Genomic DNA, 16,408 nt, shown 5'->3' with positions numbered 1-16,408 from the left:
GATCCGGCAAGGTGTGTCGCTAAAGAACGGCGGACTGTGAGGCCCTTCGCAGTGGCTGTGTGTTGCTGCGATGGAGGAAATATAAGCGAGCTTATCAATGGCGTCAATAAGTGTGCTTATATTATTTTTGGTGGGCGAAAAAAAACCCGCTTTGTGCGGGCTTTCATTCGAGCGGGGTAGGGCGCGCTAAGCGTCTTCTAGGATGCGTTTAGCAAACGGCATGGCCGCCTCTGTTTGGTCTACACCGCCATCTGCCAATACGTATTCAACTCCAGCGCGGTTGGAGGCGAACTCAAGTTCTGTTGAATAGGCTCCGAAAATATCTTCCTGGTGAGGACTTAGCTCGCGATCAGGTATCCACAGGCCAAGCATCAAGTGATCCTTGTTGTGGCCAATATCGATCTCGCGGAGCGCTAGCAGCTGGTTTATACGGCGATGGGCCGCATCGCGCTGCTGGGAGCACGAAGTCACCGCTACATCTAGGGAGGTCAAGTTGATCGCTAGGTGCGTTCCCACGTAGGAAATAGGCACCTTAGCTCTACCTCCGTACAGAGCCACTTTAGGGTTGAAGCGGATGTTCATACCTTCCCTAGAGGCAAGCACAATCTGTTTAATTTTTTCTTGGAAACGAGTTAGCGAACGGTCGCCGGGTTCCATTCCTGGAGAAGAGTCATTTGCTTTAGCGCTGAATATCGAAGAGTGAGTAAGCGCTGACTGCATAATGGCGGCAAGCGACGTGTTTTTCGTCGGTGTTATCCTCCCCGCGTAGACCCCATCCATGTCAGGGCTCCAGTGTTTCAGCTGTCCGCCAGTGGATAAATAAGCTTGCAGCTCAGCATTTACGCTGCCTGCAAGATTAAATAAATCCTTTCCGTATCGCCCAAAAACCTTTTCGAGAGGCTCAGCGGATAGCGTGCCAATGACTCTTGGGGCGGAGCCGTCATCAGGAACTATCGCAACCCCCGAAGTGATCCGCTCACCGGAAAAAGTAATGGGCTCTAATTGGATCGCCATCCAGCGAGCACTGACCAGATTCCGTGATGATCGGCCTTTTAGGAAAGTTTCGGCTGCGTCAAAGACAGATGGCCCAACTGGAGACGATTGCATAGCAGTGGCACCGTGTGATGAATTCGTTCGCGCAGGAAATTGATGATGTCCTGCCTATCCGTGGCTGGGTCAATTTTGGCGAAATAGCCGTCCTGGTCAAGCTCATCCAGGCAAAGTGACGCACATTTGTTGACTAGCCCATGGGCCTTTTTGAGAATCCTATTTCGTACTGCTTCGTCCCAATCGGCGACGCTATGGTCTACCAAAAGGTTTCGCACCTCAATTGCAGGATCGTCCAGACCCCACATGTCCCAGTACGTCCCAGTAAGCGATCTTCCGTGGTCGATCAGCCAGAATTCTTGCTTGCCAGGAGCATAGATAATGTTGCCTTGATGGCGATCATCATTGGCTACGAACTCGTCAAGCGCAATTGTTCCATCAAGGTCAAATTGACTATGTACAGCCTTAGCAAAGGCATGCGTTGGATTACGCATCGCGCGCTCAAGGCTATAACTGCGGGTTCCGGCTTGTTGGCTTGCAAAGCAAACCATAACCCCGCGACCAGAGAATGAAGATTCGAATCCCTCCAAGTCTGCTGTATCGAGCAAAACCACAAAGGGTCTCGGGATTTTCATGCCCAGTGCCCGCCCAACTTGAGCGGTAGTCAATTCAGCAATAATTCTTCGAGGGTCAAGGCTCAGCTTAACGTAGCCAGTGACAGTCTCACCGGAGTCGCTCAGTAATTCGGCCTTGTATGTCTCGCCGTCACCGCCCTCGCCAATACGGCCAAGGATGGTCGTAACATCGGCATGGCCAATGGGCTCAAGGCTGGTCTTTGTTGAGTTCTTCAAAGCGGGCAGCAATCCCTTCAAGTAATACTAGGTCCGTCTCTTTTAGCCGTCCGGCGATAGCGGCTTTTTCAATTCTCTCGATAGCCGCCAGGCTTCGCGGAGTAACGATGCCTTTAAGGTTTTGGAGAGCCTTAAACGCGATAGAGTCAAAAGCGCTCTCTTGGTCGTCCGGACTAACGTCTGGCTCGCGCACATCTTCTTCGCTGCCTGTCATAGGCCCGATTTCGTCGGAAAGCCATATCGAATTAACACCGCATACGTGGGCAATTTTCGATAAATGGGCGCTCTGTAGATTTTTTCCCGTCTCGAGCTGAGAAATTACAGGCTGCTCAACGCCAACCTTCAGCGCCAATGCGCGCTGGGTCAATTTTGCGTGTCGGCGGGCATCTTTTATGCGTTCGGCGAGCGTAGTCATGATTGCAAATCTATAAGTTCGCTTATGCGCTTGCAAATAAGCCTCCTTCTTCATACGATATAAGCAGGCTTATCAGGAGGGCTCTCATATGACCCCTATCGAAAGGCTCGTCGACTTTTTCGGCGGCCAAACCAAAACCGCTTTAGCACTCAACGTTTCACAAGCCGCAGTTTCGTACTGGGTTGCCGGAATTCATCCAATGCGGGCCGAAAAGGCCTTCAAGGCAGAAGAGTTGACCGGTGGAAAAGTTACCGCTCGTGAGCTGTGCATGTGCCAGAAGAGCGCCCAGTCCGCCGCGTAACAATCCCTGTCCGCCGACCCATTGAGCAAATGATCACCCCTGCATCAGCAGGGCGCCACGTAAAGAATTTCGAGGTGTTACATGCAGGAATTGATGAAGGCGATCTATGACGTGGTTGATGACCACGGCACCAAGAAAATTGCCGAGGGCGCGGACTTCAAGTCACGGACGCTTCTTTCCCAGAAGGCTAATCCGGACTACGACACCCATCGCATGAACGTGGAAGAGTTGCATCGGATCATGAAGTTCACTCAGGACTTCCGGCCGCTCAAAGCATGGGCGGAGGCATTTGGTTTCGACCTGGTTCCAAAGGAAAAGCCAGAAGGCATCGATCTCAACGCCGCGCTTCTGCGGCTGCATGCAGATCTTGCTGACGTTACCCGACTCGCGTTCGACGCACAGGCTGATGGGCGCGTCTGCTCGGTCGAGAAAACAAGCCTGCTCAAGGAGGCTGAAGAAGTGATCGTCAGCCTGGAAGTGTTCAAGCAGTCCGTGAAGGCTGCGTGATTTCAGACACAAAAAAGCCGACGGAGAGGTCGGCTGATTCGATAACACTTTGTGAGGCCGATTATGCAGAGCCAGCTCATTTCAAGCAATACTCCCAACCATGTCGCGACACGTTTTCATGATTCGCAAAACGTGTCGCGCTCCGTCACGATGTCTTCGCAAGAGATCACCGATCTGGTCGGCGCTCGGCATGACAGCGTCAAGCGCACCATTGAGCGCCTGGCAGAGAAGGGCGTAATCCAAATCCCACCAATGGTGGAAAAGCCTACCGGAGGGCGGCCTTCGGCTGAGTATGTTTTCTCGGGCGATAAGGGCAAGCGTGATTCGATCGTTGTCGTCGCTCAGCTCAGTCCGGAATTCACTGCGACACTGGTTGACCGTTGGCAGGAACTGGAAGAGCGGAGCGCAAAGCCAGTCTTCGATTACGCGGCTGCGCTCAACGATCCGCGCACCTTGCTGGCATTACTCACCCAGAACGTGACCAAGGTCGTCGCCCTGGAAGCGGACAACACCGAGCTTTCCCATGAAAACCTGATGCTCGAGCAGAAGGTCGCCGCCGACGCACCGAAGACAGCCTTTTTCGACGCAGTGACTGTCACGCACGAAACCTATTCGGTGGCCGAAGCGGCCAAGCTGATCGGCACCGGCCAGAACCGCCTGATGGCATTCCTGCGCCAACGCCGCTGGGTCACCATCCGCAAGAACGAACCGATGCAGAGCCCGATTGAATCCGGCTACCTGACCGCGAAGCTCAGCACCTTTGAGCACCCCGAGAATGGCAAGACCACCGTGTCCACCCCTCGGGTGACCGGCAAAGGCCTGACGAAGCTCCAGGCTCTGTGGGCGCGTCGCGATGCTGATCTGCTCGGAGGTGCGCTGTGATTACCACCAAACGTCTCCAGCTCATACTCCGCGTTGCCGATCGCGCACTGGCACACCAGATCGCAATGGACAACTCCGCTGAAGCGCATCGCGCCCTCGACCAAGGCTATTACGACTTCTTCGAAGAGAACGGCCGCCCGTTCCACGACAACCGCCCGATCAATCCGGAAGTGGAAGAATTCCTTCCGGTCATCGAAGCGACTCGCCACCTCTACATCGCCCGTTGCAACGCCCGCCAAGCCGCCAACACAGCCAAGCGCAAGCTCAAGCTGGCTGTTCGTGCTGTCGAGCGTTACGACGCCACTGAATGCACCCAGGGGGTCGCATGATGCATTACTTCAAGCGAAACATTGGCGACTACCACAAGAAAGCCGGCCGCCTGACCATGCTTGAGCACGGTGCGTACACGCTCTTGCTCGACGCGTGCTACGACCGTGAACGCTTCCCCACGATGGAGGAAGCAATCGACTGGTGCTGGGCCAGAAACAAGGAAGAAATCGACGCAGTTGAGCTTGTTTTGCGCAAGTTCTTTGATCTCATTGATGGTCGTTACGTGCAGCTCCGTATTCAGGATGAGATCGACGCTTATCACGCCATATCCCTGAAAAACAAAGAGATAGCCGCAAATCGTGAAGCAGCCAAGCGCACGAAGCGTGCACCAAGCGTGAACGAACCGGCACCTAACCAAGAACCACTAACCATTAACCAAGAACCAATAGATCAAGAGCATACGTCGCAAGCGACGACGGATGACCTGTTTCCAAAGTTCTGGGCGCTGTACCCACGCAAGCAGGACAAGGCCAAGGCGCAGAAGGCTTGGACGAGGCTGAAGGTCACTGAAGACTTGTTCGCCCTGATCGTCAAAGGCCTGTCTATGCAGGTTGTTTCCGCTGACTGGCTCAAGGACAGTGGCAAATACGTCCCGCTGCCAACCACTTGGCTCAACGGCAAGCGCTGGGAAGACGAGGTCAAGGTCGTCAGCAACGTGCACCCGTTCCCGAGCAAGTCTCGTCACACCGAACTGGACCAGATCGACCACGCTGCCAACCTCGAGGTGAATGCCGATGGCTCGTATCGCATCTAACATCGTGAGCGTGATCGGCGTGTTCGGCCAGATCCTTGAGTCGCAGAAGCGCCAGTGCCCAGCGCACGGAGAATTCACCGACTTCCTGACCGGCCTGGGCAAGGCTCGCTCGGCGGTGTGGTCAGGCTGCCAGCGCTGCGCCGATGAAAAGCGTGCTGAGGCTGATCGTGTCGAGCAGGAAGCGTTGACTAGCGAGAACGCGCGTCGCGCCATCGAATCCCGGGTTGGTCGTTCCTGTATTCCGCCACGCTTCGCTGATCGCAGCTTTGCCAACTACCGCGCCGGCAGCCTCGGACAAAAGAGTGCACTGGCCATCTGCACAGAATACGCCGAGAGCTTCCCGTCGCACGCCCAGCGCGGTCGTAGCCTGATGCTTCTGGGTAATGTCGGCACCGGTAAGACCCACTTGGCCGCAGCCATTGGCAACCACGTCATGCGTGAGTTCGGCCTGACTGCGCTCTATGTCACCGCCGGCGCCGTGATTCGCCACGTCAAAGCATCGTTCGACCGCGACACCGCGCACAACGAGGTACAGGCCTACCAGCTTTTTGCGGCGCCGGACCTGCTGATTCTCGACGAGGTGGGCGTGCAGAACGCCACGGAGTTCGAGCGGACGGTGATGTTCGAGCTGATCAACTCCCGGTACGAAGCCATGAAGCCGACGATCGTGATTTCGAACCGTAGCCGGGATGACCTGCCGGCCTACATGGGGGATCGCGTCGTCGATCGCCTGCGTGAGAACGGCGGGAAGCTGATCTTGTTCAACTGGGAATCGCAGCGTGGAAAGGAGGGGGGTTGATGGGCATCGATATTGGGCGGAAGAGTTTAACAACGCTGATGTTCTGCTTGTTCTGGATCATGTTTGCAATTGCCATGCTGGCCTTTAACCAGCGTGACGAAGCCAGAAAAATCCATGCCGAGCTCGAAGGTAAGTCTCTGGTCTGCCGCATTGAGGAGAGGCACTGATGGATATCACCGAGTTGAAACGGCTGGCTGAGGGTTTGATTTCTGCGAACGAGGCGTATATCGCCGATGAGTGTAATGACGCTCTCGCTACGAATTGGGCCGCCGCAGACGACGCTTACCAAAATGCGACGCTTCCAGAAGCCATTCTGACCCTGATCGCCGAGAACGAGGCTCTGATGCAGCAGGTGTCAACGCTCCAGTCCGACGCCAATAGCTGGCAGTCCGGCTATGACGAAGGTCGGCGCATGGGTGACAAGACGGCACGGACCGAGCGCGATCAGCTCAAGGCCGACCTACAGATCGCCGACACCGCCTGCTTCCTGAGTATCGCGGAGAACAAGAAACTCAAGTTTGAGAACGGGGCGCTGCTCGATGGCATGACACGAATCATGCGCGCCACCCGCCTGGGCGATTCGGCATTCGCAATTGCCTGCGAAGTGATTGGAGAGCTGAGTGGCGCTGCCATGGGCAAGGGAGAGCAGCCATGAGCGGATTAGGGAACGAAATTGCCAAAGCTGCCAAGCGCGCACTGATTTACGGAGTTGTCACGTTGGTGATGATCGCAGTAGCCGCCTTCGTGCTGGGGAGGTATTCGGCATGACCGACAAAATCTCCGTCAACAGCCAGGCCAAGCTCACCGAAGCCATCACCAGCCTGACCACCATGTACCGGGACAAGAAGTTCGTCGTGGTTTCCCTGCGCCCTGGCAAGGACCGCACGCTTGATCAGAACTCGCTGTGGTTTGGGATGTACAAGCGCATCGCTGAGATGACTCAGATCGGTGATGCGGCCGACGCCCGGCGCTACTGCAAGCTGCACTTTGGTGTGCAGATCCTGCTGAACGAGGATTCGGAGTTCCAGGCGGCTTGGTATCGGGTCATGCGCCATCTGCCCTATGAGGAGAAGCTGGCCATGATGGGTGGATGCAAGCTGTTTGGCCCTGACGGTTTCCCCGTTACCAGTCTGTTCAACCGCGCCCAGGGCGTGGCCTACACCGACCGCATCGCCGCTTTCTTCACCGGGCAGGGTGTTGTGTTCACCGACCTGCTCAGCAAGGAGGCCGCATGAAGCGCACTCCACTACAACGCAAAACTCCACTCACTTCGGGCGGCAACCGCAGAAAGCGCTGCCCGTCATGCCGAGTGATGTTTACGCCTGCACGCGACTCGCAAGCCGTATGCGGGGAGATCGAGTGCGCCATCGCTCACGGGAGGTCAGAGAAGGGCCGGGCAACCACGCGTAAAGCCCTGGCGAATGTCGAGCGCCGCGAGATCAAGGTCCGCAAGGAGAAGCTGAAGAGCAGGGCGGATCGCTTGCGCGAAACACAGGTCGTGTTCAACGAGTGGATTCGCCTGCGTGACACCGCGCTGCCGTGCGTGAGCTGCGGCCGGCATCACCAAGGCCAGTGGCACGCCGGGCACTACCGGACTGTAGGAGCGAACCCGGAGCTGCGCTTCGACCCCCTCAACGTCCACAAGCAGTGCGCGCCGTGCAACAACCACAAGTCCGGCGACATCGTGAATTACCGAATTGAGCTGGTGAAGCGCATCGGCGCCGACAAGGTGGACTGGCTCGAAGGACCGCACGACCCGAAGCGCTACACCATCGAAGACCTGAAGGCCATGAAGGCGGATTACCGGGAAAAAATCAAAGAACTGAAGAGGGCAGCAGCATGAAGCTAATCGGAGCACGTCAGGCATGGACTGACTCTCAACACGAATCGAACGCCTCGATCACCGCAGCGGCCATCGACTCCGCACAGTCGGCGGCAACACTGAAGAAGACCAGAGCCCGCCAGCATGAGGTGGTGTTCGCTGCGATGGGGGATGACAAGGAAGAGCGCATTCTGGCCACCCGCCAGCGGATCAGCATCAGTGAGACGCGTCGCAAGCCAATTGGCCGGTCCACCGCTCGGGCCGCGCATCTGGTCACGATGGGGAAGATCCAGCGCGCGATTGAAACACTGCCATTCCAGGTGCAGCAGCTCGGGCATTTCCTGTATCACCCATGTATGACGATGCTGCATGTCATGAATGCCGAGAAGCTGATTTCGGCAAGGGCTGATTTCTCTGGCCTGTCCGATGCCAAGAAGATCAAGGCTGAATGCCTGATCACTATGGCTTTACGGTCATACAAGGGTGAGGTGAGTCGAGCAGCAGAGTGGGGCCCGGTTCGCATCTCTGAGGAGATGAAGGCCTTCTATGGCGTGGTGATTGAGATCACTCAGTGGGCTCGGGACTGGAAAGGGGTGTGGGATTCACTGAAAGAGGTGATCAAGGAAGTGGATCTAGATGCTCAACAGCCAGTTTGGCAGGTTATTCACTCGGAAAATGAAGAAAGTGCGGCATAAACATATTGACATGTCGAGTATTTCACGGTAATTTTCCCATAGTGCGCAATTTACGCAACACGCACATGAATATCTGAACCCGGCCACTGCGCCGGGTTTTTTATTGCCTGCTGTTTGAGCTGGATTTGGTGACATGCTCCCAACGTGCTTGATCTGATTGGATCCAATTTGATAGCGTGCCAGGGGAATTTATCTCGGAGGGCACCTATGAATTTTCTCAACACTGCTTCATCGCTCGTTTCGCAGTTCTTTTCGACAGGATTTATGGCCCTATTGCTGACTGGGATAGCAATATTCGTGGTGCGGATCGATGTCTATTCGGAAAGAAACTGGGTCTACGGTGTGCTTGCGTTACTACTGGCCGTACTGATAATTGCTCCCCATGGATGGAACGTAGTTTTCCCTCCGGATATGAGGGATTGGGCGTCGCTGATGGAAAGTCGTGATAAGGCTTCCGAGGCCTCTCTTTTCAAAGCTGACCTTTTTGGGGTTTTGTTCGGAGCCGGTGCTGCATTTATTGGCTGGCTAATGCTTCGGGAGAAAAGGTGGTAAGTGCTCCGCGGAATGTTGAAGCCCGGCCAAGTGCCGGGCGTTTTGTATCTGCCGTTCGTCAGCGTTCGGCACTTGCTGGCCTGTGTCACGAAGCACCTCTCGACGAGGAAACGGCGGACGTGGATGCCACAGACTCTGTGAAAACCGAACATCCAATCCCTTAACGATTTCTACCAATTATTGAGCCCGGCCGCTGCGCCGGGCTTTTTCGTTTTCGGCTCCACCACACCCATCGCTCTGAGCTGGGAGTGCTGTTGGGGCTGATTCAAATCTGCAGGTCATGGCCTGCCATATTCCTAACTCCCTGACGGGGAGGAACCGAGATGCCAAACATGCCAGACAAACCAGACACCTGGGCGATTGCGCTTGCGTGGTTGAGCCAGCATTCGCCAATCCTCTATGCGGCTGCGCTGTCTTGCGCTATGGCAGTCCTGCGCATCACCTACGGTGGCGGTACACGGCGCCAGATGCTGGTGGAGGGAGCCATCTGTGGCGGCTTGACCCTGACCATCATCAGCGGGCTGGATTTCTTCGGCCTGCCCCAGAGCATGGCCACCTTCGCTGGCGGTTGGGTTGGCTTCCTGGGTGTGGAGAAGATCCGCAACATTGCGGACCGGGTGACTGACTTCAAGCTGCCAAGCCGCAAAGCCGAGTAATCCGCGACACGTTTTGCGAATCAGCAAATTGTGTCGCGAGATGCAGTGAGGATTCACTACGGATATGTTAGGGGTAGGTAATATCTACTCTGACCAAGGGGAGGTTATTGGCATCGTATGCACAACGATAGGACTCTCCAGCATCAGCGCTTTGCTTAGGCAGCAGCTCGCATTTAAGCGTGTACGTGATGCCGCCATCCGTAGCGGAAAAGCCCTTGATTGCTTCTTGTGGCGAGAGAGAGCCTATAGAGCCCAGTTGACCGGCTAACTTGATCACTGGCCCTCCGGCAAGTTCGTACTTCTGCGTTTGGGAGCACAACCTACCCTGAATGAGCTTCCCGTCGATAGTGTTGCTTCCATCGGTACAGAATCGAACCTGAAGCCATTTATCGAGCACGACAGTTTGTGTTGGAACCTCAGCTTTGGGTGCTGGTGGAGGGCCACTTTGGCAGGCGGCGGTGAGACCGGCTGTAACGAGTACGCCAACGATTTTCAGGAAAGTATTCAATGGCCATTGTCCTTTGGCTGGTAGGGCGGGCAATGTATTTGATCTTGCGAAACTTGAGAATCGCATTTGCGCTTAACTGCGCCCAGGTCGGATAGGTGTGCCGCAGGTGCATGCGGCACTGGTGGATAGCCACCTATTTGCTATAGGTGACGTTCGCACTTACCAGCAACTGATCATTGATTGTGACCTTGCATTTACGTTCGATTTCGACCTTTTTGTCGGAACCCAAAACGGGCTCACACTGCAAGAAGACTTTCTTGCCTTGGTAATCCTGCGTAATGCCAACAGTGGTCTTGCTCACAGGCTCCTTGATGAATTTTCGGTTCCATGGGCCAAAGTAGATTTCAGGCTCGCCACCTCCAAAGAATCCAGACTCAGCTGTGGCACAGAGAGTCCCTTCCATTCTCTCGCCATCGATGATGTTCGCATCGGTGTAACAAGCGATTCTGCCTTTTTCGGTTGCCAGCTCAATTGGCCCTCTATTGGTCCAGGTCGGGGGAGTGACACAGCCTGCCAAGGTTGCGACCGCAATCATGGAGGCTAGTAAGTGAAGCTTTTTCTTAATCGGCATTGTTCCATGCGTCCTTTCATTGATTTGGGCGCACTGAATACCGGCAATCAGCCACTATTTCAAGTTTTAGAGAAGCCCCATGACAACCAAGCAACCCGACTGGGAGGCAATCGAACGCGCCTACCGGGCGGGATTGCTGCCCAGTTCGGTCCGGGCCTAATCGCGCCTGACAGCTATCAAATGACCAGCGAATGACGTTCGAGCGACGCTGAATGATCGTTCTGCGAAATTAACCCCATGAATGAGATTAGCCCATGGCCCTATGCGGCGCTAAAACGCGCTCAGGGGAACCATGCAAGCGACACGCTGTTCCGGGTTCCTCGCGCTGCAAATTACACGGCGGCAAGAGTTCTGGTCCGCCCAAGGGCAGCAAGAATGCCGCGAAGCCTGGCTCGATCTACAGCCAGTTCCTGACCGATGAAGAGAACGACATGCTCGCCAGTATTGAGCTGGGGCGTGTCGATGACGAATTGCGCCTGACTCGTGTTCGCCTGATGCGTGCATTGGCCAGGGAAAACAAGTTCGGCAACGAGCTGGAAATTGACTCCGAGAAGATCGAGGACGGCGAGAAGACGACCACCAGCAAGGTGCGCGACTACTCAGGATTGATCGACCGCCTCACTGCTCGTGTTGAGAGCCTGGAGCGAACCAAGGAAGACCTTGAGACCCGCAGGCTCACGAACGAGAAGCTACGCCGCGATCTGGAAGATCCGAACCAGGGCTTGCCTGAGCCGAAACAAGTAATCATCGGGGTGGAAGATGCAAGCGACCCTGAAGCTGAATAAGCCGCAGTTCGAGTTCATCAAGCACCCCAAGAAGTTCTCAGCGTTCGTAGGTGGTTATCGAAGCGGCAAGACGTTCGTTGGCTGCGTTCGGATGTGCATCAACGCACTGGAGCACCCTGGGATTCCTCAGGGTTACTTCGCCCCGACCTATCCGCAGATCGCCGACATCTTCTACGACACCATGCCGGTGGTCGCTGAGGCGTTCGGCCTGATCGCCGATATCGTAGCGAGCAAGAAGCGCGTGTACCTGCGTGACAACAAGGGTCGGTGTCTGTCGACGATTGTCTGCAAGAGCATGGAGCACCCACACAGAATTGTGGGCTTCAACATTGCTCACGCTCTGGTCGACGAAATCGACTGCATGCCGATCAAGAAGGCCGATAGCGCCTGGAAGAAGATCATTGCGCGGATGTCGACCGTCTGGCCGAGCCGCGATCAGAACACCATCGACGTTACGACGACGCCGGAGGGCTTCAACTGGGTCTATCGCAAGTTCGTCAAAGAGCTGGCTGCCAACCCATCGCAGCGACCGCTATACGGGATCGTGCATGCCAGCACCAGGCAGAACGCCAAGAACTTGCCGAAGGACTACATCAAGTCCCTGCGCGAGTCGTACCCGGCCAACCTGGTAGACGCCTATATCGATGGCCTGTTCGTCAACCTGACGTCGGGCAGCGTGTATCCGAACTTCAATCGCGAGCTGAGCCACACGAATGAAACTATTCGACCTGGTGAGGCACTGCATATCGGGATGGATTTCAACATTAACCGCATGGCCGCTGCAGTCTTCGTCGTTCGCGATGGGGAGCCATTGCTGCTGGATGAACTCACAAGCCTATTCGACACGCCGGCCATGATTGCGGCGCTCGAGGCCCGCTATGAAGGCAAGCACCAGATCACCGTGTATCCAGACGCCAGCGGCAAGAACCGCAAAAGCGTCAACGGTAGCGAGTCAGATCACAGCCTTCTCAAGCAGGCGGGCTTTACGGTTCGCGTGAACCCAGCCAACCCTTTGGTCCGCGACCGGGTGCTGGCGGTCAATGCCATGTTCCTGAATGGTGAAGGTCTGCGCCGCTGCAAGGTCAACACCGATATATGCCCAGTCACCACCCAGGTGCTGGAGCAGCAGACTTACAACGATCAGGGCGAGCCGAACAAGGACGGGACAGAAGACCCGGGCGATGCGTTTGGCTACTTCATCGTCAACCGTTACCCAATCGTTAAACGCACAGGCGGTATCCGCCGTATTGGAGGATTGGCTTAATGCCGGTGCAATCGACAAACCCCGACTTTGACGCACACATCGCCGAATGGCGAATGATGGACGACGCGCTCGAGGGTGAAGGCGCTATCAAGCGCAGCCCGAAGAATTTGCCCAAGCCGAGCGGCATGGTTGAGGCCGAAAAGCTGGATGGGGCAGGAAATGCCTACCTCTACCAGAACTACACCGACCGAGCCCAGTACGAACACTGGGTACGCGACTCGCTGCGGTCCATGATGGGGCTGGTATCCCGGCTTCTCCCAGAAATCAACCTGCCTTCTGGATTGCAAGGGCTGGAAGACAACGCCACGTCGGACGGCTTCGGCCTGAAGCAGCTGTTCTTTCGCATGGTGCGCCAGGCCATTTCTCATGGTCGCGTTCCGCTTGTGGTGAACATCGATGAAACCGGCGAACCGTATTTCTCAACGTATGCGACACGCAACGCGATCAACTGGAAGGTTGGCAGTCAAGGCGGTCGGCAGGATCTGGTCCTTGCGGTGTTCATCGAGTTCCGCGATGACAAAGAGGACGAGTTCGATCACGAATGCAAGATGGTTTACCGCGTCTTCAAGATGATCGGCAACGTATGCCACAGCGAAGTGCTGGGTGAAGCCGGCGAGGTCATCGAGGAATTGAAGCCGCTGGGCACGACCGGCACAGATAACCGGCTTGTGCGAGGCCTTGAGTTCTTGCCGGTGATCTACTGCGGCTCAACGGACAACGCGCCAGATGTGGACGAGGTTCCTTTGCTGACGATGGCCAGGGCTGCACTGAAGTCCTATCAGTTGAGCGCCGACTACTTCACTGCTCTGCACCAGACCAGCCACCCACAGCCATGGGTCGCCGGGCTGGACGAAAAGGTTGAGCTGAGCGTAACCGGTCCATCTGCTGCCTGGGATCTCGGCCCGACCGGTTCCTGCGGCTATCTGGAGTTCCAAGGCGCCGGCATTGAGGCTGTCCGCAAGGCCATGGACGATCAGCGCAACGCCGCTGTTGAAGCTGGCGCCAAGGTCATGGATGTGGGCGGCACTGAGTCGGGTGAGGCGCGCAAGACGCGTCAGAACGACCAGCATGCGACTCTGCACAGCATCGTCATCACAGTGGCTGAGGCGGTGGAGCAGGGGCTGCGTTACGCCGCCGAATGGAAGGGTTACGACTCGAAGCAAATCAAGTTCAAGGTCAACCCTGAGTTCGTGATCCCGCAGGTCGACGCTCAAGTGCTGGCCGAACTTCAGAAGAGCGTCATGGCTGGCACGATCAGCGCCGACACCTACTGGCAGTACCTCACGACCGGCAAGCTGCCGGAACGACTCTACGACGAAGAAGCCGAGCTGATCAGCGACGAGCGCGAGTCAGCTGGCCTCAACCTGGACAATGAGAATGCCGACAGCAAGCAGGGAGCAGGCCGACAGCCAGCTGCTGGAGCAGACGACCCGTCACTCAGTGATGGTCGAGCGGCTTAAGGCTGGCGAGGTCAAGAAGTTCGAGAAGTACTTGCGCCAGATCGATGCGCTTGTGCGGGAGCAATTGACTCGCAAAGAGCTGACTACCTACAGCCGTGACCGCCTTGAGCAGTTCCTGGCTCGGGTGGATGGAAAGCTGCTGGAGATCTACAAGGCCTTCAGCGATTTGGTGCAGGCTGACCTGGTGGACATCGCCCTTTACGAGTCCACCTTCGAGGCAAACAGCCTCAGCCACGCGATGTCGATCGATGTTGTGGTGCCGACCAATGCAGTGATCCGCGCGGCGATCTTCTCCTACCCGTTACAGGTGAAAGGGATCGACGGCGGCAAGTTGCTCAAGAGCTTCCTGATCGGCTGGACCAGAACGGAAACGATGCGGGTGACCAACACCATTCGCTTGGGCTTCGGCCAGGGCCAGACGAACGCACAGATCATCCAGGCCGTGCGCGGTACCGCGGCGCAGAACTTCACCGATGGCATTCTCGCCGTGAGCAACCGTAACGCAGCGTCTGTCGTGCAGACGGCGATTCAGCATGTGGCCACGACGGCGCGGATGGAAACGCTGAAGGCGAACAGCGACGTCGTGCTGGGCTATCGCTGGGTGTCGACGCTCGACCGCAAGACCTCGCAGCAATGCAAAGGCCTGGATGGCATGCGCTTCGACTTGGGCAAGGGGCCACTGCCGCCGGCGCACATCAATTGCCGGTCGACGACGGTGCCCACCACCAAGCTTTCGGAGCTGTTCGCGAAAGACTCTACGCGTGCATCGATCGGCGACAGCGGTGCCGGGCAAGTCGATGCAGGCCTGAACTATTACGAGTGGCTGGCAACGCAGCCGGCGCGCTTCCAGGACCATGCTCTCGGGCCGGTTCGGGGGAAATTGTTCCGCGATGGCGGCCTAACACCGGAGAAGTTCGCGAAACTGCAGCTCGACAAGAAGTTCAAGCCGCTGACCCTGGCTCAGTTGAAAGAGGTCGAGCCCGACATGTTCGCTCGAGCAGGCGTTACACTCAGCGCTCAACCAGGTTGAGATTGGCGATGCAGATCATTGTTGAAGATGGGCAGGGAAGGCCAGACGCTAACAGCTTTGTACCGCTGGAGAAGCTGATCTTCTACCGGGACTACTACGGCTTTCGCATTCCTGAGACAGAGGAAGAGCAAAAGGCTTTGCTGCTGCGCGCCGCCGAGGACATCAACGGTCGTCAGTGGAAAGGCCGTAAAGCCAATCCTGATCAGGCGATGGCCTGGCCACGTCGTGACTGCAAAATCGAGTACCAGACGCTGTCTGAAACCTTTGTTCCGTTCGAGCTTGAATGGGGTCAGGTGCGGCTTGCCGCTGAGCTCTATGCCGCCGAGCAGGGCTTTCAAATCGAAGAGCCGACACACTGCGCCGAGCCGAATGGCCGCCGTACTCGACTCAATCGCAACACTCCTGGGGTTCGCATGCGTCCGCCGCCGTACGCACCCAGCAGGACGCAGTTCGCCGATTACTTGGTGATGCGCGGACTCCTATTAATTGCTAAGGGATAGCAGATGCTTAAAATATTACGGTTTACGGTAGCTGTTGTTGTGACTGCTGCGGTTGTTGGGCTTGCATTTATGCTGGGTCTCTCTTTTGGACTTGGTAGCAGCCATGGAAAATTCATTTCAGAGGCCGTACCTGTACTTTCGATGTTGAGCGGGTGGGTTGCAGGTATTGGTGCGCTAGCGGCCGTTTTGACCACGCTGTGGTTGGCAGACAAGCAGCGTCGTGAGGATGTGGAAAGCCTGCACATCGGATTGAACACCTGCATCATGACGGGTGGTGATACCTGGTTCATCAATCTCCAAATCACCGCGAATGGAAAGCGCCCTGCGTTGGTTAAAGGGGTTACGTTTACCTCTCCGTATTCAAAGCATGCCTGCCACATAACTGGATTCATGCAATACGGCAGTCAATTACCAGTCCAACTCAGCTACGGAGAGCAGGCTGATTTTCATCTTGATTACGGGACGGAGAATCAGTTGGCAAATTTCGTAGAGAATTATTGCGGAGGCCGTTTGAACGGGCTCAAGGTTAAAGTGAGTACGACACTTAATACCTTTGAAGCGAAGGTTCCATCGTACCTGCTAACGCTGAACGAATAACACACGCCACATACACCAAGCCTCGGCCATGCCGGGGCTTTTTTATGCCTGCAAAGCGGGCTCAAAACACTTCCCAAGGGGA

24 protein-coding genes are annotated in these 16,408 nt (G+C 56.1%); 19 read left to right on the top strand and 5 right to left on the bottom strand.

Going from position 1 to position 16,408, the window contains the following annotated elements; all coding sequences use genetic code 11:
- Window positions 1–186 precede the first annotated feature (186 nt).
- The 3 genes from BK658_RS18615 to BK658_RS30815 are packed head-to-tail and all read right to left on the bottom strand — an operon-like array spanning window position 187 to window position 2,313.
- Window positions 187–1,014, bottom strand: coding sequence for a hypothetical protein (locus BK658_RS18615; RefSeq protein ID WP_123583552.1), 828 nt, complete (start codon window positions 1,012–1,014; stop codon window positions 187–189).
- Between the two features lie 38 nt (window positions 1,015–1,052).
- Window positions 1,053–1,919, bottom strand: coding sequence for a hypothetical protein (locus BK658_RS18610; RefSeq protein WP_148049732.1), 867 nt, complete (start codon window positions 1,917–1,919; stop codon window positions 1,053–1,055).
- On the bottom strand, window positions 1,870–2,313 hold the full coding sequence (locus BK658_RS30815) for a helix-turn-helix domain-containing protein (RefSeq protein WP_404943031.1): 444 nt from the start codon (window positions 2,311–2,313) through the stop codon (window positions 1,870–1,872). The genes BK658_RS18610 and BK658_RS30815 overlap by 50 nt, the downstream gene beginning before the upstream one ends.
- A gap of 88 nt (window positions 2,314–2,401) precedes the next feature.
- Here BK658_RS30815 and BK658_RS18600 point away from each other — a divergent pair, with 88 nt between their 5' ends.
- From BK658_RS18600 to BK658_RS18545, 13 genes are all read left to right on the top strand, one after another.
- Window positions 2,402–2,614, top strand: coding sequence for a transcriptional regulator (locus BK658_RS18600; RefSeq protein ID WP_123583550.1), 213 nt, complete (start codon window positions 2,402–2,404; stop codon window positions 2,612–2,614).
- 81 nt (window positions 2,615–2,695) lie between these two features.
- Window positions 2,696–3,121, top strand: a complete 426-nt coding sequence (locus BK658_RS18595) for a phage regulatory CII family protein (RefSeq protein WP_123583549.1) — start codon at window positions 2,696–2,698, stop codon at window positions 3,119–3,121.
- A gap of 63 nt (window positions 3,122–3,184) precedes the next feature.
- On the top strand, window positions 3,185–4,003 hold the full coding sequence (locus tag BK658_RS18590; RefSeq protein WP_123583548.1) for a phage antirepressor KilAC domain-containing protein: 819 nt from the start codon (window positions 3,185–3,187) through the stop codon (window positions 4,001–4,003).
- A complete protein-coding gene (locus tag BK658_RS18585) occupies window positions 4,000–4,332 on the top strand; it encodes a hypothetical protein (protein ID WP_123583547.1) in 333 nt (110 codons plus the stop codon). Before BK658_RS18590 ends, BK658_RS18585 begins: the two co-directional genes overlap by 4 nt.
- On the top strand, window positions 4,329–5,087 hold the full coding sequence (locus BK658_RS18580; protein WP_404943188.1) for a YdaU family protein: 759 nt from the start codon (window positions 4,329–4,331) through the stop codon (window positions 5,085–5,087). Before BK658_RS18585 ends, BK658_RS18580 begins: the two co-directional genes overlap by 4 nt.
- Window positions 5,068–5,886 (top strand): ATP-binding protein, encoded by an 819-nt coding sequence (locus tag BK658_RS18575; protein WP_185019857.1) that lies wholly within the window; start codon window positions 5,068–5,070, stop codon window positions 5,884–5,886. Before BK658_RS18580 ends, BK658_RS18575 begins: the two co-directional genes overlap by 20 nt.
- Window positions 5,886–6,053 carry a hypothetical protein gene (locus BK658_RS30030; protein ID WP_185019856.1) on the top strand — a complete coding sequence of 56 codons (168 nt, stop codon included), beginning with the start codon at window positions 5,886–5,888 and terminating at the stop codon, window positions 6,051–6,053. Before BK658_RS18575 ends, BK658_RS30030 begins: the two co-directional genes overlap by 1 nt.
- A complete protein-coding gene (locus BK658_RS18570) occupies window positions 6,053–6,541 on the top strand; it encodes a hypothetical protein (protein WP_123583545.1) in 489 nt (162 codons plus the stop codon). The genes BK658_RS30030 and BK658_RS18570 overlap by 1 nt, the downstream gene beginning before the upstream one ends.
- Window positions 6,542–6,650: 109 nt before the next feature.
- Entirely contained in the window at window positions 6,651–7,121 is a 471-nt protein-coding gene (locus BK658_RS18565) for a hypothetical protein (RefSeq protein WP_123583544.1), read from the top strand.
- The gene (locus tag BK658_RS18560) at window positions 7,118–7,729 is read left to right on the top strand and encodes a recombination protein NinG (protein ID WP_123583543.1); all 612 of its coding nucleotides are present in this window, start codon (window positions 7,118–7,120) and stop codon (window positions 7,727–7,729) included. The genes BK658_RS18565 and BK658_RS18560 overlap by 4 nt, the downstream gene beginning before the upstream one ends.
- Window positions 7,726–8,403: a hypothetical protein gene (locus tag BK658_RS18555; protein WP_123583542.1), complete on the top strand. Its 678-nt coding sequence runs from the start codon at window positions 7,726–7,728 to the stop codon at window positions 8,401–8,403. The genes BK658_RS18560 and BK658_RS18555 overlap by 4 nt, the downstream gene beginning before the upstream one ends.
- A gap of 207 nt (window positions 8,404–8,610) precedes the next feature.
- Window positions 8,611–8,955 carry a hypothetical protein gene (locus BK658_RS18550; RefSeq protein WP_123583541.1) on the top strand — a complete coding sequence of 115 codons (345 nt, stop codon included), beginning with the start codon at window positions 8,611–8,613 and terminating at the stop codon, window positions 8,953–8,955.
- A gap of 323 nt (window positions 8,956–9,278) precedes the next feature.
- Complete coding sequence (locus BK658_RS18545) at window positions 9,279–9,611, top strand: phage holin, lambda family (RefSeq protein WP_085747314.1); 333 nt, start codon at window positions 9,279–9,281, stop codon at window positions 9,609–9,611.
- 67 nt (window positions 9,612–9,678) lie between these two features.
- Here the strand turns inward: BK658_RS18545 and BK658_RS18540 are convergent, their stop codons facing one another.
- Window positions 9,679–10,119, bottom strand: a complete 441-nt coding sequence (locus BK658_RS18540; RefSeq protein WP_123583540.1) for a hypothetical protein — start codon at window positions 10,117–10,119, stop codon at window positions 9,679–9,681.
- 133 nt (window positions 10,120–10,252) lie between these two features.
- Window positions 10,253–10,690, bottom strand: a complete 438-nt coding sequence (locus tag BK658_RS18535; protein ID WP_123583539.1) for a hypothetical protein — start codon at window positions 10,688–10,690, stop codon at window positions 10,253–10,255.
- A gap of 254 nt (window positions 10,691–10,944) precedes the next feature.
- Between BK658_RS18535 and BK658_RS18530 the strand changes: the two genes are divergently transcribed.
- Genes BK658_RS18530 through BK658_RS18505 form a run of 6 tightly spaced genes read left to right on the top strand, consistent with a single transcriptional unit; the run spans window position 10,945 to window position 16,326 of the window.
- On the top strand, window positions 10,945–11,475 hold the full coding sequence (locus BK658_RS18530; protein ID WP_123583538.1) for an HGGxSTG domain-containing protein: 531 nt from the start codon (window positions 10,945–10,947) through the stop codon (window positions 11,473–11,475).
- Window positions 11,450–12,739, top strand: a complete 1,290-nt coding sequence (locus BK658_RS18525) for a terminase large subunit domain-containing protein (protein ID WP_123583537.1) — start codon at window positions 11,450–11,452, stop codon at window positions 12,737–12,739. The genes BK658_RS18530 and BK658_RS18525 overlap by 26 nt, the downstream gene beginning before the upstream one ends.
- Complete coding sequence (locus tag BK658_RS18520; protein WP_123583536.1) at window positions 12,739–14,199, top strand: DUF4055 domain-containing protein; 1,461 nt, start codon at window positions 12,739–12,741, stop codon at window positions 14,197–14,199. The genes BK658_RS18525 and BK658_RS18520 overlap by 1 nt, the downstream gene beginning before the upstream one ends.
- The gene (locus BK658_RS18515) at window positions 14,117–15,229 is read left to right on the top strand and encodes a minor capsid protein (RefSeq protein ID WP_185019855.1); all 1,113 of its coding nucleotides are present in this window, start codon (window positions 14,117–14,119) and stop codon (window positions 15,227–15,229) included. Before BK658_RS18520 ends, BK658_RS18515 begins: the two co-directional genes overlap by 83 nt.
- Window positions 15,230–15,237: 8 nt before the next feature.
- On the top strand, window positions 15,238–15,729 hold the full coding sequence (locus BK658_RS18510) for a DnaT-like ssDNA-binding protein (protein WP_123583534.1): 492 nt from the start codon (window positions 15,238–15,240) through the stop codon (window positions 15,727–15,729).
- A 3-nt stretch (window positions 15,730–15,732) separates the two neighbouring features.
- The gene (locus tag BK658_RS18505) at window positions 15,733–16,326 is read left to right on the top strand and encodes a hypothetical protein (RefSeq protein WP_123583533.1); all 594 of its coding nucleotides are present in this window, start codon (window positions 15,733–15,735) and stop codon (window positions 16,324–16,326) included.
- The last annotated feature ends 82 nt before the right edge of the window (window positions 16,327–16,408 follow it).

It is taken from the genome of Pseudomonas brassicacearum (assembly GCF_003732175.1).
In the GTDB taxonomy this organism is placed as follows: domain Bacteria; phylum Pseudomonadota; class Gammaproteobacteria; order Pseudomonadales; family Pseudomonadaceae; genus Aquipseudomonas; species Aquipseudomonas brassicacearum_G.
Note: the sequence above shows the minus strand (reverse complement) of the source record. Positions and strands in the feature narration are given on the sequence as shown.